The 19,749-nt window shown below is 35.0% G+C and carries 18 protein-coding genes and 1 pseudogene; 12 read left to right on the forward strand and 7 right to left on the reverse strand.

Going from position 1 to position 19,749, the window contains the following annotated elements; all coding sequences use genetic code 11:
• Positions 1–112 precede the first annotated feature (112 nt).
• The 5 genes from AC4PRO_RS05990 to AC4PRO_RS06010 all read right to left on the reverse strand — a co-directional run bounded on the left by AC4PRO_RS05990 (position 113) and on the right by AC4PRO_RS06010 (position 5,387).
• Positions 113–1,891, reverse strand: coding sequence for a tetratricopeptide repeat protein (locus AC4PRO_RS05990; RefSeq protein WP_492116682.1), 1,779 nt, complete (start codon positions 1,889–1,891; stop codon positions 113–115).
• 92 nt (positions 1,892–1,983) lie between these two features.
• Complete coding sequence (serS, locus tag AC4PRO_RS05995) at positions 1,984–3,255, reverse strand: serine--tRNA ligase (RefSeq protein ID WP_492116683.1); 1,272 nt, start codon at positions 3,253–3,255, stop codon at positions 1,984–1,986.
• Between the two features lie 313 nt (positions 3,256–3,568).
• On the reverse strand, positions 3,569–4,108 hold the full coding sequence (locus tag AC4PRO_RS06000; protein ID WP_492116684.1) for a DMP19 family protein: 540 nt from the start codon (positions 4,106–4,108) through the stop codon (positions 3,569–3,571).
• A gap of 783 nt (positions 4,109–4,891) precedes the next feature.
• A complete protein-coding gene (locus AC4PRO_RS06005; RefSeq protein WP_492116685.1) occupies positions 4,892–5,056 on the reverse strand; it encodes a hypothetical protein in 165 nt (54 codons plus the stop codon).
• Between the two features lie 13 nt (positions 5,057–5,069).
• The gene (locus AC4PRO_RS06010) at positions 5,070–5,387 is read right to left on the reverse strand and encodes a hypothetical protein (RefSeq protein ID WP_492116686.1); all 318 of its coding nucleotides are present in this window, start codon (positions 5,385–5,387) and stop codon (positions 5,070–5,072) included.
• Between the two features lie 577 nt (positions 5,388–5,964).
• Here AC4PRO_RS06010 and metG point away from each other — a divergent pair.
• The 6 genes and pseudogenes from metG to AC4PRO_RS06040 all read left to right on the forward strand — a co-directional run.
• Positions 5,965–8,022, forward strand: coding sequence for a methionine--tRNA ligase (gene metG / locus AC4PRO_RS06015; protein WP_074720077.1), 2,058 nt, complete (start codon positions 5,965–5,967; stop codon positions 8,020–8,022).
• 79 nt (positions 8,023–8,101) lie between these two features.
• Positions 8,102–8,989 (forward strand): DMT family transporter, encoded by an 888-nt coding sequence (locus AC4PRO_RS06020; RefSeq protein ID WP_492116687.1) that lies wholly within the window; start codon positions 8,102–8,104, stop codon positions 8,987–8,989.
• A gap of 32 nt (positions 8,990–9,021) precedes the next feature.
• Positions 9,022–9,711 (forward strand): HAD family hydrolase, encoded by a 690-nt coding sequence (locus AC4PRO_RS06025; RefSeq protein WP_492116688.1) that lies wholly within the window; start codon positions 9,022–9,024, stop codon positions 9,709–9,711.
• A 223-nt stretch (positions 9,712–9,934) separates the two neighbouring features.
• Positions 9,935–11,209, forward strand: a complete 1,275-nt coding sequence (locus AC4PRO_RS06030) for an OmpA family protein (protein WP_492116689.1) — start codon at positions 9,935–9,937, stop codon at positions 11,207–11,209.
• Positions 11,210–11,378: 169 nt separating this feature from the next.
• Positions 11,379–11,585 (forward strand): hypothetical protein, encoded by a 207-nt coding sequence (locus AC4PRO_RS06035; RefSeq protein WP_492116690.1) that lies wholly within the window; start codon positions 11,379–11,381, stop codon positions 11,583–11,585.
• Positions 11,586–11,639: 54 nt separating this feature from the next.
• Positions 11,640–11,768, forward strand: a pseudogene (locus AC4PRO_RS06040) (chloramphenicol acetyltransferase); the annotation flags it as partial.
• A gap of 49 nt (positions 11,769–11,817) precedes the next feature.
• Here AC4PRO_RS06040 and AC4PRO_RS06045 read toward each other — a convergent pair.
• Positions 11,818–11,943, reverse strand: coding sequence for a hypothetical protein (locus tag AC4PRO_RS06045; protein ID WP_492116691.1), 126 nt, complete (start codon positions 11,941–11,943; stop codon positions 11,818–11,820).
• A gap of 85 nt (positions 11,944–12,028) precedes the next feature.
• Between AC4PRO_RS06045 and AC4PRO_RS06050 the strand changes: the two genes are divergently transcribed.
• Entirely contained in the window at positions 12,029–12,541 is a 513-nt protein-coding gene (locus AC4PRO_RS06050) for a ferritin (protein ID WP_492116692.1), read from the forward strand.
• Between the two features lie 316 nt (positions 12,542–12,857).
• Here AC4PRO_RS06050 and AC4PRO_RS06055 read toward each other — a convergent pair whose 3' ends face one another.
• Positions 12,858–13,190: a single-stranded DNA-binding protein gene (locus tag AC4PRO_RS06055; protein WP_074720087.1), complete on the reverse strand. Its 333-nt coding sequence runs from the start codon at positions 13,188–13,190 to the stop codon at positions 12,858–12,860.
• Positions 13,191–13,407: 217 nt separating this feature from the next.
• Here AC4PRO_RS06055 and AC4PRO_RS06060 point away from each other — a divergent pair, with 217 nt between their 5' ends.
• From AC4PRO_RS06060 to AC4PRO_RS06080, 5 genes are all read left to right on the forward strand, one after another.
• On the forward strand, positions 13,408–14,934 hold the full coding sequence (locus AC4PRO_RS06060; RefSeq protein ID WP_492116693.1) for a carbon-nitrogen hydrolase family protein: 1,527 nt from the start codon (positions 13,408–13,410) through the stop codon (positions 14,932–14,934).
• Positions 14,934–15,281 (forward strand): hypothetical protein, encoded by a 348-nt coding sequence (locus AC4PRO_RS06065; protein ID WP_074720091.1) that lies wholly within the window; start codon positions 14,934–14,936, stop codon positions 15,279–15,281. Before AC4PRO_RS06060 ends, AC4PRO_RS06065 begins: the two co-directional genes overlap by 1 nt.
• A gap of 25 nt (positions 15,282–15,306) precedes the next feature.
• Positions 15,307–17,847 (forward strand): M28 family peptidase, encoded by a 2,541-nt coding sequence (locus AC4PRO_RS06070; RefSeq protein WP_492116694.1) that lies wholly within the window; start codon positions 15,307–15,309, stop codon positions 17,845–17,847.
• A gap of 68 nt (positions 17,848–17,915) precedes the next feature.
• Positions 17,916–18,719 (forward strand): Rossmann-fold NAD(P)-binding domain-containing protein, encoded by an 804-nt coding sequence (locus AC4PRO_RS06075; protein WP_492116695.1) that lies wholly within the window; start codon positions 17,916–17,918, stop codon positions 18,717–18,719.
• Between the two features lies 1 nt (position 18,720).
• A complete protein-coding gene (locus AC4PRO_RS06080) occupies positions 18,721–19,665 on the forward strand; it encodes a DMT family transporter (protein ID WP_074720097.1) in 945 nt (314 codons plus the stop codon).
• Positions 19,666–19,749 lie beyond the last annotated feature (84 nt).

Consider the following 19,749-nt stretch of genomic DNA (forward strand, 5'->3'; position numbering starts at 1 on the left):
GATTTAAGAATTTAGATTTAGGATTTGACATTCTAACTCAAACTCGTTATTCTATATGTTATAGCATTATATTCATTTTACTCTAATTTCGCTTCAGGGAGTTAGAGGGAATTTATAAATTAGTATCTCCCCGCAATTGCCTGAAACTTTTTCTAGCTTCAACAAAGTAGATGCTGTCTTCGTGATTAAAAATTATCTTTTCATATAACGGCTTCGCTTTTTCTACTTCTTTCAACTTTTTATTATAAATCTCTGCCGAAAAAAACAAAGCCTCATCAATATAAATTCCGACGTTATGATGGTCAATAATCTCTTGATATTGGCTTAAAGCCAAATTATAGTCGGTTGTTTTCTCATAAATTTTTCCTAAACGCAATAAGGTAACCGCTTCTATTTCCTGACCCTTGTATTTTTTCAAGATTGATTGAAACTGAGCAATTGCTTCCTGATTTCTATTTTGATATAAAAGATAATCTCCTTTTGCAAATTCCTTTAAGGCTGTTTGTGTCGAATCAGCCACAGTATTATCATTTATCAACAGAAAGTATTCTAATGCATCATTTGCTATCAGTTGGGTGTTGGCTGATTTTAGTTCCTTAAATTGTTTCAACGCCCACACAAAATCAGTTTTAAAATAACTCGTTTTAGCTGCTTTTAAACTGGCTTCATGAGCCACCACATCATTTTTTAAATCCATCTCAATTTGAGAATAGTAGATTAATGCCTGATTAAATTTTTCTTCGAAAAGTAGAATGTCTGCTAATTCCATTTTAACCTGCGCAACTTTATAATCATCCAATCGTAAGTCTAATGCTTTTTTAATAATAGCTCTTCCTTGCTCCGGATTTTTCAAATTAAAAGCCACAAAATGCGCCTGAATTAATTGCAAAGATAAGGTAAATGGGCTGATTTCATATTCTGCCAGTAATCCTTCTATTTCTGCATTGATATTTGCAAAATCTTTTTCTTTTGCCTTTTCTATTTTTATGCTGATCAAATAGGTATGTGCCTGAATAAGTAATTCGAGATCTTTGGTGTTTTCTAGTACAAATTCTAAGATTTCAACCGCCATTTCCTGATCGTCTTCTTCCACTGCAAGATGTGCTAAATTGACAATATTAGACAACGATTCCGAGTTACGTTTGTAAATAGCTTTCTCTTGTATAAAGGCTTTTGAAAACTCTTTTTGTTGCACGTAAAACCAACTCAAATAACGGTTCCAAAACAAATCTTGACTTTTTTGTACACGCAAAATCAATCCTTTTCTGAGCATCTCATTAAAATTACCATCGCTATCATCAGACATGAATCGAGATAATTGATTTTGAATCATTATCGAATTTTGCGGAGTCGCGTAGGATTCATCTAGAAAAGTAGAAATCATCATTTCTGTATTTCCTAATTGCCCATATAGCAATCCGTTCTGGTAATTAAAATTAAATTGAGGCTCTACCGCTGAAGCCGTTTGATAGGATTTCAAAGCATACTCCAGTAATACTTTTTTCTCAAATGAGGTCGCTATACCATATACTTCATTCGGGTTTTTCTTGATACGATCTAGTGCTTGGTCGTAGAAAATTTTGGCTTTAGCCTCATTTTTCTGCAACTGAAAATTATATCCCAGCTCTACTAAAAGATTCCCCTGATTGTATTTATTAAGTCTGGTTTGAATTGCCTTCTCTGCACTTTCAAATTGTTTCAATTGTTGGTAACAATCAACTGTTCTTAAAAAATAAGGCGTATTTTGAGGAACGTTTAGTAACAACTCCTCATAGCCCATCTTTGCTTTTTCAAAATCACCTTTGTCATAATAATACTGCGCTAACTGTTCGTTTTGAGCAAACGAAAAAAGCGAGAATGACAAAGTGATATATAAAAAAAAGTGCTTCATGTTAAAAGTGTTCAGTATTCAGTGTTCAGTTTGCGAACCGATGTATTATTCAGAAGCAAACTGAACACCGATCACTGAGGACTGAACACTAATTAGTCTATAATATCAAACCCACAGTACGAACGCAACACTTCAGGTATTACGATTCCTTCTGCTGTTTGGTAGTTTTCAAGTATTCCTGCAAGCACTCTTGGCAAAGCCAATGAACTTCCATTAAGTGTATGCGCTAATTGGTTTTTTCCGTCTTTGTCTTTGAAACGCAATTTCAAACGATTTGACTGGAAAGTTTCAAAATTAGAAACCGAACTAATTTCTAACCAACGGTCTTGGGCGGTAGAAAACACTTCGAAATCATAAGTCAATGCCGATGTGAATCCCATATCTCCACCACAAAGGCGTAAGATTCTATAGGGTAACTTTAATTCGTTAAGGATGTCTTTTATATGTTCTACCATTCCGTCTAAAGCTTCGTATGATTTATCAGGATGCTCTACACGTACAATTTCAACTTTATCAAACTGATGCAAACGATTCAATCCACGTACATGTGCTCCGTAAGAACCTGCTTCACGACGGAAACAGGGTGTATAGGCTGTAGTAAGAACAGGTAATTCACTTTCGTTTAAGATTACATCTCTAAACATATTTGTTACCGGAACTTCAGCCGTAGGAATTAAATATAAATTATCAGTTGCGTCATGGTACATCTGCCCTTCTTTGTCTGGCAATTGTCCGGTTCCATAAGCCGAAGCCTCGTTTACCATATGAGGCACTTGCACTTCATTATAACCCGCTGCTGTATTTTTATCTAAGAAATAGTTGATTAAAGCACGTTGCAATCGCGCTCCTTTTCCTTTATAAACCGGAAATCCTGCACCAGCAATTTTATTTCCTAGCTCAAAATCAATGATATCGTATTTTTTTACTAATTCCCAATGCGGTTGTGCCCCTTCGTGCAAAACAGGAACTTCACCCGCTTCAAAAACGTTTAGATTCTCCTCCGGCGTTTTCCCTACTGGTACAATATCTGCTGGAAGGTTAGGTAAAGTATATAGTTTCTCGGTTAGTTCAGCAGCAAGTGCGTCTGCTATTTCTGCTAAATTCTTACTTTTCTCCTTATTTAAAACCGTTTTTTCTTTTAGGATAGCGGCTTTCGATTTCTCGCCGTTTTTCATCAATTCGCCAATGTCCTTGGATAATTTATTAGATTCAGCTAAAATTCCGTCTAACTCTACTTGTGTAGCACGACGTTGCGTGTCTAGTTGTACGACATCTTCCACAACACTTTTGGCATCCATATTTCTTTTTGCCAAAGCTTGGATTACTTTCTCTTGATTCTCTCTAATAAATGCAATTTGTAACATAGTTTGAATTTTATAACTCTTGGGTTTTTATCTCTATAAAGAAAGCAAATTTAAGGAAATGTTTGAGACTTATCAGACAAAGTGTTGGGGAAATAATATTTTATCTGATTAAAAAAATAGTTGTTTCACAGAGAAGCACAAAGAGTAGTCGGAGATTCGCAAAAGTTAAAAGCTCTTTTTGCACGGCTCTGATTTTTTTCATTGCGGAACTCTGTGGAATATTCTAATAATAGTTGTTTCGCAAAGAGTCGCAAAGCTTTTAAAACGCTTTGTGTATCTTTTTTTTCTTAACGCATCTCTGCGGAATAGCTATCTATGCCCTTTTAATCTCATGTCCTACAAATTCCTCCAGAACTGCAAACATATCATCTACCGAAAGTACTTCCAGATCAGGATGGGATTTTAAAAAGCCAGCATTAAGTTCTACTAAGTTTTCTTCTATTTCAAAAAAAGTATCGCTATTCATCAAATCTCTAACTGGATTTACCCCTTCTAGTTTCCCTTTAAAAAATTTATCTCTCTTAACGCTACTCATCAATTTGACTTTCTTGCATTGTTGTTGGAATAATTCCAAATGCTTTTCAGCGCCCAGTAACTGCAGACCTTCTTCAATTAGTTCGTTTAGTTCCGTGTTCCAACCAGAATTATATACAAATTGAGCAAAATTTCCTTCGGTATATTGTGAAGTGTAATAATCTAAATAATAACTCATCAACGCATCTTCGTGAATTAAATCGTCATCTATTTTTTCTTCACGCATTAGATTAATCACCGAAATATTAGAGTTGATAATGTCTTGTAGATTTTCGCTATTCGCTGCGGTTTCTGAAATTATGATTCTACCGAATTCCATATGGATTTGTTTTTAAGGAGTTGGTTGCAAATTTCGGGTAAAATAATGAAGGATAAAAATGTTTTTTTAATACCCATTTCACAGATTCCTGAGATGAGTTGTCAATAAAAAACGGTAATGCGGTCAAATAAAAACTTATTTAGAATCGGAATTTTCACTATTCTTCTTCTGATTCATTTTTGCAACCAAAACTTTCAACCGTAATGCCTTTTCTTTCTTCTCTTCTTGAAGTTTGGCCTTTTTCCGATTTAGCAATTTGGTATGTAAAGCCTTATTTTTAGTGTTTTTTTCGGGTCCTTTTGGCATGATATAAAATCTTCTTAACTATATGGCTACAAATATAAGTGAAGAGAAAACAAGAACGAACTAAAATCTAACCGATCGCGCGAATGCTTGTTTGAATTAACTTTAATTTATTCATAAAACTCCTGTCATGAAAGTTTAGTGCTTTTCTTCTTTTGAATAAAGTAGAAAAGAATTCCGCCTGAAAAATATAAAACTACATCTATCCAGTCTGCAGTGTATCTTGGATTAACCTTTGGAAGATAATATTCGAAATAAAAAGAATAGTAGCATGACAAAAAAATGACAAACCCAATTGAGAATTGAAAGGAACTATCTTTCTTAATACGTCGGATTACGAATGTCATCGCGCCCAGCAATAGAGGAAGACAAAGCAAATCATTAAGATAATTATTGATCAATGAAGGCAATGGTAACCTTAACCGCTGCATGACGTAGATTGTCAGAGCGGTCAGAAACATCACTATGTAAACAACTCTTCTAAACATATAAAATCCCGGCTGTCCAAGCTGAAATAGCTGCTAGAAGTGCTCCAATTCCCCAAGACGAACTGAACAATTTATTGACTGTTCTAAAAAATAAATTTTCACTTTTAGCCTGTGTTTTAAAAAAAGCATCATGGCGATTGTGTTTTGATATCTTCATTTCTATTATTTATTTAACCTGCTGCAGCTGCTACAACCAATGAAATAAGTGCTCCAATGACTACTGCAAAGAAAATCCAAATTGAATACACTGCTTGAAAGAGAATGCGTATTAGGATGTTAGGGTGTTCTGCACCGTTTTTTAAAAATAGTTCAATTTTACTTGGCTCTTTTTTTGTTTTTTCTTTTCGCTCAATTTTCTCTTGAATCTTTTTTTCACGTTCAAGGCGGCGCTTGAGAACTACATCCAGTATCGCTCCGCAATTGCTACAATACTTATTATTTAAGTTAACCGTACCGCACTCTAAACACGTTATATAAGATTTATCCATAAGGCCTATATTTAATCTAAATTACTGTCTTAGCTATTTAAAAACTATGGTTTACATAGACTCTTTGTTTGCTCCTTAAAGCCTGTTGACTTGCTAGATCAAAGTTATGAAAAATTATCTGTTTCATTTGATTAGTATTATTTTAACCGATGAATTCGCCATCAACACATTGGAATTTCTAATTCTTAAAGCAGCACATTATACTGTTGCGTATTTCCGCTATCTTGTCTTTCCGAGGGACGAGGAATCACATAATTAATTCACAAGGCTTGATCTACTTGAAGAGATTCTTCCTTCGTCAGAATGACAAGATTGTGGAAAAGCGTTTTGGAAATCCTAAATCCCTAGCCCTGATAGAAGCGGCATCCTTTTTATGGTCTCGTTTTTTGAAACGAGACCATAAAAAGATATAGCGAATAGCAGGAAATTGCTCCTAAGAATAACCCTGACTGCTGCCAAAATGCTACAAATAATGACACATAAGTACGGACAAGTCGCGACTTGTCCCTTCGTTTCCATAAAAATACTTATTTTTGCACCGCGTTCTGAATTAATTTCAGAATCTAAAAATAATTTTATGATACAGAATCCAAAAAGATATACCATTACGGCGGCATTGCCTTACACTAACGGCCCAATTCACATTGGCCATTTGGCAGGTGTTTATGTGCCTTCTGATATTTATTCTCGTTACCTCAGATTGCAAGGAAGAGACGTTTTGTTTGTTTGCGGAAGCGACGAACACGGTGTTGCTATCTCGATGAAAGCCAAAAAAGAGGGCATTACGCCGCAGCAAGTAATCGATAAATACGATGGAATTATCCGTAAATCGTTTATTGACTTTGATATTTCGTTTGACAACTATTCTCGAACTTCGGCTAAGATTCATCATGATACAGCTTCGGAATTTTTTAGAACTTTATATGAAAAAGGCGATTTTATAGAGCAAGTAACCGAACAATTGTATGATGCCAAAGCGGATCAATTTTTGGCAGACCGTTTTGTAATTGGTACTTGTCCAAAATGTGGTAACGAAGAAGCCTACGGAGATCAATGTGAAAAATGTGGATCAACGCTAAACGCTACCGATTTAATTAACCCAAAATCGACTATTACGGGAGAAACTCCTATTATGAAATCTACGAAACACTGGTTTTTACCTTTGGATCGTTACGAAGATTTCTTGAAAGAGTGGATCTTAGTTGGGCATAAAAACGACTGGAAACCCAATGTTTACGGACAAGTAAAATCCTGGATCGATGGCGGACTAGAACCTCGTGCGGTAACGCGTGACTTAGACTGGGGAATTGATGTTCCCGTTGAAGGTGCCGAAGGAAAAAAATTATATGTGTGGTTTGACGCACCAATTGGCTACATCTCTTCTTCGAAAGAATGGGCTTTGCGCGAAGGAAAAGAATGGGAGCCATACTGGAAAGATCAAGACACCAAGTTGGTTCACTTTATAGGGAAGGACAATATTGTTTTTCACTGTGTTATTTTCCCTGCGATGTTAAAAGCCGAAGGAAGTTATATTTTACCAGACAATGTGCCTGCAAATGAGTTCTTGAACTTAGAAGGAAATAAATTGTCTACGTCTAAAAACTGGGCGGTTTGGCTGCACGAATATTTGGAAGATTTTCCAGGTCAGCAGGATGTTTTGCGTTATGCATTGACATCGAATGCGCCAGAAACTAAGGATAATGATTTTACTTGGAAAGATTTTCAGGCGAGAAACAACAATGAGCTGGTTGCAATTTATGGTAATTTCATTAATCGTGTGGTGGTTTTAACTAATAAATATTACAATGGTGTTGTTCCTTCACCGAATGAATTATCTGAGGTGGACGAAGCTACTTTAACAGAATTAAAAGCCTATCCTGCTGTAATTTCGAGTTCTGTTGAACGATACCGTTTTAGAGAAGCTTTAGGTGAATTGATGAATGTGGCTCGACTTGGAAATAAATATTTAGCCGATGAAGAGCCTTGGAAAGTAATCAAAGACAATCCAGAGCGCGTGCAAACGCAAATGTATGTAGCCTTGCAAATCGCTGCGGCATTAAGCATTTTATGCGAACCGTTCTTGCCTTTTACCGCCAAAAAATTGTCCCGAATACTAAAAATACAATCTCCATTGTCTTGGGCTACGATTTCAGAAACTTCTGATTTGATTGTAGCAGGACACCAAATTGGAGAAGCAGAATTACTTTTTGCCAAAATTGAAGACGAGGAAATTCAGAAACAAATAGACAAACTAGAAGCTACAAAAACAGCCAATAGTGCCGAAAACAAAAAAGTAGAACCTCAAAAAGAAGCAATTCAGTTTGACGATTTTGCCAAAATGGATTTGCGGGTTGGAACGATTCTGGAAGCCGAAAAAATGCCGAAAGCAAACAAGCTTTTGATTCTAAAAGTAGATACAGGAATTGATGTTCGTACTATCGTTTCCGGAATTGCTGAGAGTTTTAAACCAGAAGATATCATTGGTAAAAAAGTGACTGTTTTAGTCAACTTGGCACCAAGAAACTTACGTGGCGTGGAAAGTCAAGGAATGATTTTGATGACTACTAATGCCGAAGGGAAATTGGTTTTTGTAAATCCAGACACTGAAGCAGCAAATGGAGAGACGATAAATTAAAAAAAAATACGAATCTCACTAATTAACACTAATGTATTCGTGGAAATTCGTGAAATTCGTGTTTTTAATAGCCTGTAAAATGACCAACGCAAAACCAAGATTAGCTTTAGCTTTTGGAATACTTTGTATTTCTATTTTTCCAATATTAGTCAAACTCAAGCTGGCTCCTGGATTAATTTCGGCGTTTTACAGAATGGCGATTGCGCTATCGTTACTTCTACCTTATGTGCTGATTACAAAAAAGTTTACATTCCCAAAAACAACTATTTTAATCCCAGCCGTACTTTGTGGAGTATTATTTGCTTCCGATGTTGCCGTTTGGAATATCGCCATTCAAGAATCTAGTGCAACACAAGCGTCTTTGCTAACTAATTTATCGCCGCTTTGGGTTGGTATTATTTCTTTCGTTTTCCTGAAAATAAAACCAGCCACTAATTTCTGGATTGGAACCACAGTGGCATTATTTGGTATGGCGATGTTAGTGGGTTTCAAATTTTTTCTAGAACTGGATTTTGATAATGCATTTATTCTAGCTGTATTATCTGGAGTTTTGTATTCGATTTATTTGCTGGTGAGCAAAAAAGTGCTCTCTCACTTGGATGTGCTTTCTTTTATGACCATCAGTTTGCTGGCATCCACGATATATTTAGCAATAGTATGCGTTTTGATGAGCGAACCGTTTTATGGGTTTTCAAAAATGGGGTGGTTTATCCTATTTATCCAGGCGCTAGTATGTCAATTGATGGCTTGGTTATCGATTAGTTATGCCACTCAAAGCATGCGCCCTACCCGTATATCGTTGAGTTTATTAGCACAAGCGGTTATTACTTCCATTTTAGCTTGGTTGTTTCTAGATGAACAAATTACCTTAAATATGATTATTGGTGGTCTTATTTTACTTTTTGGTATCCGAATTACCTTTTACACCAAAACACTTTCGATAAAAGAAATAGTAAAAAAACGCTAAGAAGCATTCCTTCTTAGAACTAAAAAATTAACATGAAAAATATAAAAGTAATTGCATTTGATGCAGATGACACTTTATTCATCAATGAAACTTATTTTGCTGAAACAGAAGAAAAATTTTGTGCTTTAATGAGCGATTATCTCTCGCATCAAGGAATTTCAAAAGAACTCTTCAAGATCGAAATTGACAATTTAAAATTGTACGGTTATGGTATCAAAGGATATATTCTTTCGATGATTGAGGCAGCAATGAAAATTTCGAACAATACTATTCCCGTTGAAGTCATTGAGCGTATTATTCAATACGGAAAAGAACTAACTGAGAAACCTATCGTTTTATTAGAGGGTGTAGAGGAAACATTGGAAGCCTTGAACGGAAAATACAAATTAGTTGTAGCTACCAAAGGTGATTTACTTGACCAACGTAGAAAACTACATAATTCTGGTTTGGGCCATTATTTTCACCATATCGAAGTAATGTCTGATAAACAAGAAGTGGATTATTCTGATTTAGTCACACGTCTAGAAATTAAACCACAGGAATTTTTTATGATTGGTAATTCCCTTAAGTCTGACGTTTTACCAGTTTTGGCGATTGGTGGTCACGCCGCACATATTCCTTTTCATACGACTTGGGAGCACGAAAAAATTGATCACAAAATCGTGCATGAAAATTTTATGGCCTATGAAAAAATAACTGATATCTTAAAACGACTACAATAAGAGTTCTTTTCCTACTAAAAAACTAATTTTAAATTTGCTATCTACCAACTCAATAATTGAAACAGCTACAAAAACCCTCTAAAAATGTAATGTATCACCAATAAACATATGCTTTCCGTTACTTTTTACATAATTAACTTCAATTTTTACATAATTTACTGTTTGAAAATTCTTATTAAACAAAATAGGCTACTTTTGTACCATATTTAATAAAAAGAATAAAATGAAAAAAGTAATACTTACGTTAGCACTTGCAACAGCATTTGCAACAGTATCAGCTCAAACTACATCAGCTGAAAAAGAGTCAGTAAAAAACATCAACCCTGAATTTAACCAATGGTCAGTTGAATTAGCTGGTGGTTTTAACAAACCTATGAGACCTTTAAGTGCAGGTGCAAGAACTGCAGTTGTAAGTCCTTATGTTGCTGATTTAGGAGTTAGATACATGTTTAACAACAAATTTGGTATTAAAGCTGACTTCGGTTACAACAGCTTTACAGAAGGTGACGATTCTCAAAGTTTTGACACTAAATATTACAGAGCAGATTTACAAGCTGTAGCTAACTTAGGAAGAATCATGAATTTCGAAACTTGGACTAACACACTTGGCTTATTAGGTCATGCTGGTTTTGGTTTAGGTTTTTCAGAAAAAACTGATGGTGCTTACGCTAAAGACAGAATGGGTAATTTCATGGCTGGTGTAACTGGTCAAATTAAATTATCTAACAGAATTGCTTTAACAGGAGATTTTACAACTATCCTTAACGCAAAACAAGATCTTGGTTTTGATGGTGTAAGTGTTCCTACTAAAAGAGGATTCGGTGGAGTTCTTTTTAATGGTACTGTAGGTTTAACAGTTTACTTAGGTAAAAATGAGAAACATGCTGACTGGGTAACTCTTGTAGATAAAGATGTAATAGTGTTAAAAGATAGAGTTGATACTCTTGAAACTATGTTGATTGATACTGATCAAGATGGTGTTGCTGATTATTTAGATCTAGAAAAAAACACAGTTTCTGGTGTTATGGTTGACTCTAAAGGTAGAGCTATTGATTTAAACACTAACAATGTTCCTGATGAATTAGAAAAATATTTGACAGCAAACTACGTTAACAAAAATGACAAGTCTGCTTCTTTACCTAATAACGAATTGATTAAAAACTTAATCAATGGTGGTTATGTAGCTACTTATTTTGATTTTGACAAATCAACTCCATCAAATGTTTCTACTACAGGTATTGATTTCGTATTAACTTACTTAAGAAACAATCCTAATGCTACAGTTGATATTATTGGTCATGCTGACGAATTAGGAAGATCTGAATACAATGATAAATTATCTAATACAAGAGCTGCTAATGTGAAAAACATTTTAGTAAACGCTAATATCGATGCTTCAAGATTGAATATAATCGCTGCTGGTGAAGACACTTCAGTTGAAAAAGATTCAGAAGGTGCTAGAAAACTAGTTAGAAAAGTTACTTTCAGAATAAAATAATTTATTCTTAGATTATCTAAAAGCCCTAAAAGGAATTCCTTTTAGGGCTTTTTTTTTGCCTCCCACTTTTTTGATTTCCCTCCCACAATACTATTAAAACAAAGATCACTAGACAAAATAAATTAAACAATAACTGTACTTCTGACGAAAACTTTAAGTTACAGAAACCTTGAAAACACTTTTAGATATTGAAAACGGGCCTAGCAAAGAGCATTTTCATTTTTTTAGAAAATTTGAAGAACCTTTTTTTGGAACTACCGTAGAAATCGATTGTACCAAAGCATATGAAAAAGCCAAAGAATTAGATTCCTCTTTTTTTATATATTATTTACACAAAACTTTGATCGCTGTTAATCAATTGGAATCATTTCGCTAAAGGATTGATGACAACCAAATTTACATTTACGATCCAGTAGATGGCTCAGCGACAATTGGACGTGAAGATGGTAGTGTTGGTTTTTCACTTATCGAATACAATACAGATTTCGATATTTTCAAAACAACTGCTTTAGCAGAGATTAAACGCTTTCAAAATACTTCTGGTCTTTTTACTCGCCCTTTTGATACTGATAATGTAATTCATTTCTCTGCAATTCCGTGGTTGAATTTTACTTCACTTTGCCATGCAAGATGTTATACTTTTCCAGACAGTTGCCCAAAATTTCTTTTGGTAAAACGATGATCGATGACAGCGGAAAAAGAACAATGTCCATGGCATAATGGATGGTATGCATCTGAGTCAGTTTGTAGATTATTTTCAAGGCATTATGAATCTATAGTAGTGTCTTTTTTTTGTAACTTTACAATAAACACTATGTTATGCTATCTAAGACTATCGAATCCGCACTAAACAATCAGGTTCTTATTGAAGCTGATTCTTCTCAAATTTATCTTTCCATGGCCTCTTGGGCCGAAACTCATGGTTTGGAAGGGATTTCTATGTTTATGTATGCACAATCAGACGAGGAACGTATGCACATGCTTAAAATGATGAAATTCATAAACGAACGTGGTGGTCACGCCCGAGTTTCTGAATTAAAAGCACCAAAAGCAAGTCATGGAACTTTCAAAGAAATGTTTCAAGAGCTCTATGACCACGAAGTTTTCGTCTCTAATTCAATAAATGAACTGGTGCACAAAGCACTTACTGAAAAAGATTATGCGACACACAACTTTTTGCAATGGTACGTTGCTGAGCAGGTCGAAGAAGAATCACAAGCAAAAGTTATTTTAGACAAAATAAACCTCATCGGCGATGATAAAGGCGGACTGTATTTGTTTGATAGAGATATGCAGCAAATGTCTTCTAACAGCGGTACATCCACTAAATAAATGCACCTTAGATACAGTGATATAATAAAAACAAACTGTCAGTATCTTGGTTTAAATTCTTTACAAATTGGGAAAGAAGGATAAAAAGAAAGAAAAAAAGCTCCTTAAAATTGGAAAGTCTGACAAAGGCTTGAAGTCAAGCTGTTGTGAAAAATATAAAAAAGGAGAAGACAAAAGATGCAAACGTTGTCCGCGATTTGATTTACCTAATGACTAACTAAGACAACGAAAAGTTTTAACATTGCCCACTAAATAAAAGTCCCAGCATGCGTTTTTTATAAACGTATGCCGGGACTTCTTATTGATCCACATAAGGTTACTTTCCTAATAAAAGTACCTCAGTGACAACTACTTCCGTAACATAGCGTTTTTCGCCGTTTTTGTCATCATAGCTTCTGTGTGTTAACTTCCCTTCTATCGCAATTTCTTTACCCTTAGTAACAAATTTTTCAATGATATCAGCCGTTTTCCCCCAGGCAATTAAACGATGCCATTGTGTTTCTTCTACTTTTTCTCCTTTGTCATTTTTGTAGCTCTCATTAGTAGCTAATGTAAAATTGGCTAGTTTCTTTCCTCCATCAAAAGTTTTGATTTCTGGGTCGTTTCCTAGATGTCCGATCAACTGTACTTTGTTTCTTAATGCATTCATGGCGTGTAAAATTTAATTGTTTTAATCTGAACTCATTTCAGATTTTTTTTGTGGTTTATAGTATTGAAATCCTTGTTGTTTGATTTCGACATTGCAAAGATTATACGATTAGCAAAATTTATTCGGTTAGTATTCAATTACTTTCGGTTGTAAATATTTGTAAACGTTTCCAAACGGATAATATATTTCTTATCTTGCCAAAAATTAAAAACAATTTATGCCTGCAACTATTAAATCAATTGAGTTACGTAACCTACAAATTGAAGACTATAAAGAACTAAAAAAATCCATGATTCAATCTTATCCAGAAATGGCCGAATCATTTTGGAAAGAAGATCAAATCGAACTGTTATTACAAAAATTCCCCGAAGGACAACTGGTAATCGTAGTAGATGGAATCGTAGTTGGTTCAGCCCTATCCTTATTAGTTACAGAAGATTTCGCTTTTAAAACACGTTCTTATAAAGCCATTACTGGTAATTTCTCGTTTTCAACCCACAATCCTGAAGGAGAAGTTCTATATGGAATTGATGTTTTTATTAATCCTCAATACCGTGGACTTCGATTGGGTCGCCGTTTATATGACGTTAGAAAAGAATTATGCGAGCAATTAAATCTTAAATCCATCATCTTTGCGGGAAGAATTCCCAATTACGGAAAATTTAAAGATGAAATTACTCCTAAAATATATATTGAAAAAGTAAAGAAAAAAGAAATTTACGATCCTGTTTTATCGTTTCAGTTAAGCAATGATTTCCATGAACTTCGTGTTCTTAAAAATTATTTAGAAGGCGATACAGAATCCTTAGAATATGCTGTTTTATTAGAATGGAATAATATTTACTATGATGATAGTCCAAAATTAATTAATACTACAAAAAGTGTAGTACGACTAGGGTTAATTCAATGGCAAATGCGTTCATTATCTGATTTAGATGCTCTTTTTGACCAAGCCGAATTTTTTATTGACACTGTTTCTGGTTACGGAAGTGATTTTGCTTTGTTTCCAGAATTTTTTACCGCCCCATTAATGGCGGATTTTAATCATCTATCTGAAGCAGAAGCGATCAGAGAATTGGCAAAACATACCGAAGCAGTTAAATTAAAATTTCAGGAATTTGCCATTTCCTATAACATCAATATCATCACGGGAAGTATGCCTTTTATCGAAAACGAACACGTATACAACGTAGGTTTTCTTTGCAAACGCGATGGTACAAACGAAATGTACCGTAAAATTCATATTACGCCTAACGAAGTTTTTCATTGGGGAATTACAGGCGGAGACACTATACAGACCTTTGATACCGATTGTGGAAAAATAGGGATTGTAATCTGTTACGACGTAGAGTTTCCAGAGCTTTCTCGTCTGATGGCAGACCAAGGCATGAATATTTTATTCGTTCCTTTCTTAACCGATACTCAAAATGGATACACTCGTGTGAAACATTGTGCTCAAGCCAGAGCAATTGAAAACGAATGTTATGTGGCTATTGCTGGTTGTGTTGGGAATTTACCAAAAGTAAACAATATGGACATTCAGTATGCACAAGCAGCTGTTTATACCCCTTCTGATTTTGCGTTTCCAAGTAATGGAATTAAAGCAGAAGCAACTCCTAATACTGAAATGACTTTAATTGTAGATGTTGATATTAATTTACTCAAAGAATTACACGAACACGGAAGTGTAAACACGATGAAAGACAGAAGGCACGATTTATACAGTTTGAAAAAAATAAAATGATGAAAAATTGCTTAGAATGCGATGAGAAAATTGTGGGTCGTGAGGACAAAAAGTTCTGTAGCGATGGTTGTCGCAATGCCTATAACAACAAAATCAACAAGGACAGTAATAATTACATGCGCAACATCAATAACAAGTTGCGCAAGAATTATCGCATTCTATTAGAACTTAATCCCGAAGGAAAATCAAAAACAACCCGAGCTAAACTCTTTAGTAAGGGTTTTGATTTTGATTTTTTTACCAATATTTTAAATACTAAAACAGGAAATACCTACTATTTCCTATATGACCAAGGCTATATGTTACTAGATAACGACTATTATATGCTAGTTAAAAAAGATATTTAATACCACAACCCCCAAATCCTCAAATATGAAAAAAAGTCTTTCCTCACTTTTTGCAGTTGTTTTTATTTCAGTCATTATAGCAATCCTTTTCCTAACCATCATGCCACAGTGGACCTCAGATGACACTGTACCATTTTCTGAATTTTCAACTGAAAGGGCATTAGAAAAGATAAAAGCCATTTCGAAAGAACCACACTATGTTGGCTCTCAAAATCACGACCAGGTTGCTAATTATCTACAAAAAGAACTACAAAATTTAGGCCTTCAAACTTCTATCCAGGAAGGATATACTTTGACAGAATGGGGAAATTTAGTGAAGTCAAAAAATATTTTGGCTCGAATAAATGGGAGTTCTACTAATTCTAAGGCGCTACTATTACTTTCTCATTACGACAGCGCACCACATTCCTACTCTCATGGTGCAAGCGATGCCGGTTCTGGAGTAGCAACAATATTAGAAAGCGTTCGTGCCTTTTTGTACAGTAAAAAGCCCCATAAAAATGATATTATTATTCTGTTTTCAGATGCAGAAGAATTAGGATTAAACGGAGCGGCGCTTTTTGTGACCCAACACAACTGGGTAAAAGAGGTCGGACTAGCACTCAATTTTGAAGCCCGCGGTACTTCTGGCCCAAGTTACATGTTAATGGAAACAAATGGTGGAAATGCGGGAATGGTCAAAGAATTTGCCAAAGCAAATTCAACTTTTCCTGTATCAAATTCATTAATGTACAGTATTTATAAAATGCTACCTAATGATACTGACTTAACCGTTTTTAGAGAACAAAAGAATATTCAAGGGTATAATTTTGCTTTTATTGACGACCATTATAATTACCATACAGCCCAAGATGACATCAAGCATCTAAACAAAAATACCTTAGCCCATCAGGGAACCTATTTAATGCCTTTGTTAAGTTATTTTTCGAATGCTGATTTGAACACCACAAAATCCACTGAGGATTATGTCTATTTCACCATCCCTTTTACGTTTATAAGTTATTCTTTTAGCTGGGTTTTACCAATGGTCATTCTAGCATTTGTACTCTTTCTATTTTTAGTTTTCATCGGAATTGGTAAAAAAATATTAATCGTTCAGTCCATGTTGAGAGGATTTATTCCGATTATAGGCTCCCTAATTTTTACCGGACTAATTACTTTTCTTGGTTGGAAAGGATTACTACAAATCTACCCGCAGTATAATGATCTGTTAAATGGATTTACCTATAATGGACATGCCTATATTGCTGCGTTTGTTTTACTGGCGCTAGCAACAACCCTATTTATCTATAAACTTTTCTCCTCTAAAAAAGTAGCTGTAAATCATTATGTAGCTCCTTTATTAATTTGGTTAATTCTGAATGGGCTATTGGCAATTTACTTAAAAGGCGCTGGGTTTCTAATTATTCCCGTTTATTTCGGACTATTTCTTTTTGGTTACTACATCATCACGCAAAAGAGCAATAAAACACTAAATCTTATTTTCAGCATTCCTGCATTACTACTATTAGTTCCCTTTATTCAAATGTTCCCCATAGGATTAGGGCTCAAAGTATTGTTTGGAAGTGCCATTCTTACTGTTTTGACATTTGGATTATTGTTACCTACTTTTGGTAGCTTCGCCAAAAAAGGACAGTGGTCTCTCCTATTTTTACTGATCTCCATTGGATTTTTTGCGAAAGCACATTACGAATCCGGTTATGAAGTAGGAAAGGCAAAATCAAATAGTTTGTTGTACATCTACAATGCCGATACCGATAAGGCCAGTTGGGCGACTTATGATGTTAATCTTGATTCTTGGACCAAAGAATACTTGGGGAAAAACCCGAAACCCGCTACAGCTTTGAATCAAACCCCCTTGTTCAGCAAATACAATTCTGGTTTTACTTATGCTGCCGAGGCTCCAAAAATAGCACTTCAAAAACCCACTGTCGAATTCTTAAAAGATAGTACTGCCGGAAACAAAAGGTATTTTAAACTCCGAATCTCTCCCAACCGATCAGTAAGCCGTTATGATATTTTTGCCAATGAAAAAATGGAATTCTTTAATTTAAGAGCAAATGGCGCCACTCATATCAACCAAAAAGGAACCCGATTTAACCGAAAAGGAAAGAAACTACTGAGTTATTATGTAGTGGAAAATGCGCCTTTAGAAATAGAGTTCAACATCGATACAGCGTCTATTTTTGATATGGAATTGATGGAAAGCTCCTTTGACTTAATGAGAAACCCATTATTTTCGATTACAAAAAGAGCTTCCTGGATGATGCCAACTCCTTTTGTCTTAACAGACGCTGTAGTTATCAAACAAATAATAAAACCAAGTTTGGCTAGTAGTAAAGAGACTTCAGCAATTGCAATTTCTCAATCAACAATCAATGAAACTGTACCGCAAAGCACAAAGGCTGTTGCGAAACCAATCAAGCCAATTGTTCAAGAAAAATCAAAAAGAAAAATAATAAAACCCGCTTCAAAAATAATTGCAGCACCCATTACCATTCCGATTTCTAAACCGGTCAAAAAAGAAAGATTAATAATTGCGAATGATACTACCAAAGTCAGATAATTTTACTGAAATTTGTACTATCACAGATTGTGATGCTATTTAAATTTCTTTAAAAATAGATTGTCAAAATGAAAAATATCAGTGTTTTGGGTTGTGGTTGGCTAGGATTCCCCTTGGCGAAAGCGATATTAGAAAAAGGGGGCCTTGTAAATGGCTCGACGACTTCTACAGATAAGGTTTCTAAATTAGAAAAGGCAGGAATTAATCCTTTCCTAATAGCACTTGAAACCGATGGTGTTATTGGTGAGATCGAAGATTTCTTGAAAGACAGCTCTACTTTGATTATTGATATTCCGCCCAAATTAAGAGGGCCTAACAAAGAGAATTTTGTTGGTAAAATCGAAGCTTTAATTCCTTTTGTCGAAAAATCAACAATTGAAAATGTCCTTTTTATAAGTTCAACCTCAGTTTACGGGGACGATAATGATCCAGTAACCGAAGAAACTCCATTAAAACCAGATTCTGAAGGCGGAAAACAATTAGCTATAGTTGAAGGTCTTTTACGTAGCAACCATCATTTTAAAACCACCGTACTTCGTTTTGGTGGTTTGATTGGCGAAGATAGAAATCCAATTAAATTTTTAGCAGGTCGGGAGAATCTTGACAACCCTGATTCTCCCATTAATCTAATCCATCAAGCAGACTGCATTGGCATTATTCTTAAAATTATTGAAAAGAATTCTTGGGGAGAAACCTATAATGCGGCCTCTCCATCGCATCCTTCTCGAGAAGTATATTACACCCAAAAAGCATTGCAATTAAATGTAGCCCCGCCTAAATTCAATCACGACGAACCCTCAGTGGGAAAAATAATTTTAGCAGATAAATTAATACGTAACCTCGACTATACCTTTACCATAACAAATTTATAAAGTGAGAACTAAAATAAAAGCTGCTTTTTCGACCAGAATAAATGCTATCGGATTGCCAATACTAGCGTTATGTTTTGTAAGTTTCTTTTGGGGAACTACTTGGATCGCTTCAAAAGAGGGAGTTAAGCACATGCCAGCATTACAACTAGCGGCAATCAGACAATTTATTGGAGGAATACTCTATGTTGCGTTTTTTTTGTACAAAAAAGAGGCTTGGCCTAAAGGAAAACAGTGGAAAACAATCGTCATTTTAAGCGTTCTTAATTTTGCATTGAGCAACGGACTCAGTACTTGGGGCGTAAAATACATCAGTAGTGGTTTAGGCGCGATTATAAATGCCGTTTTCCCAATATGGATTGTTATTATTAGCTTTTTCAGGGGTGAAAAATTAGCAAGACTAGCCATTTTTGGGCTAATGATCAGCTTTGGTGGCGTTTGCGTTATTTTCTATGAGCATCTGACTGATTTCCTGCAACCTGATTTTAGATTCGGGATTCTTCTTTCCTTAACCGCTACGATCAGTTGGGCTTTTGGAAGTTTATATACTAAGAAAAAAGCCGCTACTTTTAATCCTTATTTTAGCCTAGGATTGCAAATGTTAATTTCAAGTCTAATGCTTTTTGCCGTTACAGGCGCAACTGGAACTGGAGTTAATATCCTATCAATTCCGGCAATTTCTTGGTGGTCGATTGCTTACTTAGTCATTATTGGCTCTGTATTAACTTTTATTGCGTTCATCTACATGCTCCAAAAACTACCAGCGGAAATAAATAGTATTTACGCCTATATCAACCCAATTGTCGCAGTACTATTAGGCGCTTTAATTTTTGGAGAATCACTTACAATGGCAATTGCAATAGGAGGTGGAATCACGATTTTTGGTTTGTATATGGTAAATCATTCGATTAGAAAAACCCGTCGATTGGCTGCGGCAAGTATAAAATAATAATTAATTTTTGGCTTTCGCCAAAGTGATATAAAACAAAAAATCCCAAGCGTTAACTTGGGATTTCTTTTTATATAAACTGTA

Source organism: Flavobacterium sp. DW-iso2, assembly GCF_058725285.1.

What these genes read in the sequence shown, in the direction of transcription:
- AC4PRO_RS05990 (WP_492116682.1), bottom strand. Translation starts at nt 1,891, where the DNA reads ATGAAGCACTTTTTTTTATATATCACTTTGTCATTCTCGCTTTTTTCG.
- serS (WP_492116683.1), bottom strand. Translation starts at nt 3,255, where the DNA reads ATGTTACAAATTGCATTTATTAGAGAGAATCAAGAGAAAGTAATCCAA.
- AC4PRO_RS06000 (WP_492116684.1), bottom strand. Translation starts at nt 4,108, where the DNA reads ATGGAATTCGGTAGAATCATAATTTCAGAAACCGCAGCGAATAGCGAA.
- AC4PRO_RS06005 (WP_492116685.1), bottom strand. Translation starts at nt 5,056, where the DNA reads ATGAAGATATCAAAACACAATCGCCATGATGCTTTTTTTAAAACACAG.
- AC4PRO_RS06010 (WP_492116686.1), bottom strand. Translation starts at nt 5,387, where the DNA reads ATGGATAAATCTTATATAACGTGTTTAGAGTGCGGTACGGTTAACTTA.
- metG (WP_074720077.1), top strand. Translation starts at nt 5,965, where the DNA reads ATGATACAGAATCCAAAAAGATATACCATTACGGCGGCATTGCCTTAC.
- AC4PRO_RS06020 (WP_492116687.1), top strand. Translation starts at nt 8,102, where the DNA reads ATGACCAACGCAAAACCAAGATTAGCTTTAGCTTTTGGAATACTTTGT.
- AC4PRO_RS06025 (WP_492116688.1), top strand. Translation starts at nt 9,022, where the DNA reads ATGAAAAATATAAAAGTAATTGCATTTGATGCAGATGACACTTTATTC.
- AC4PRO_RS06030 (WP_492116689.1), top strand. Translation starts at nt 9,935, where the DNA reads ATGAAAAAAGTAATACTTACGTTAGCACTTGCAACAGCATTTGCAACA.
- AC4PRO_RS06045 (WP_492116691.1), bottom strand. Translation starts at nt 11,943, where the DNA reads ATGCATACCATCCATTATGCCATGGACATTGTTCTTTTTCCGCTGTCA.
- AC4PRO_RS06050 (WP_492116692.1), top strand. Translation starts at nt 12,029, where the DNA reads ATGCTATCTAAGACTATCGAATCCGCACTAAACAATCAGGTTCTTATT.
- AC4PRO_RS06055 (WP_074720087.1), bottom strand. Translation starts at nt 13,190, where the DNA reads ATGAATGCATTAAGAAACAAAGTACAGTTGATCGGACATCTAGGAAAC.
- AC4PRO_RS06060 (WP_492116693.1), top strand. Translation starts at nt 13,408, where the DNA reads ATGCCTGCAACTATTAAATCAATTGAGTTACGTAACCTACAAATTGAA.
- AC4PRO_RS06065 (WP_074720091.1), top strand. Translation starts at nt 14,934, where the DNA reads ATGAAAAATTGCTTAGAATGCGATGAGAAAATTGTGGGTCGTGAGGAC.
- AC4PRO_RS06070 (WP_492116694.1), top strand. Translation starts at nt 15,307, where the DNA reads ATGAAAAAAAGTCTTTCCTCACTTTTTGCAGTTGTTTTTATTTCAGTC.
- AC4PRO_RS06075 (WP_492116695.1), top strand. Translation starts at nt 17,916, where the DNA reads ATGAAAAATATCAGTGTTTTGGGTTGTGGTTGGCTAGGATTCCCCTTG.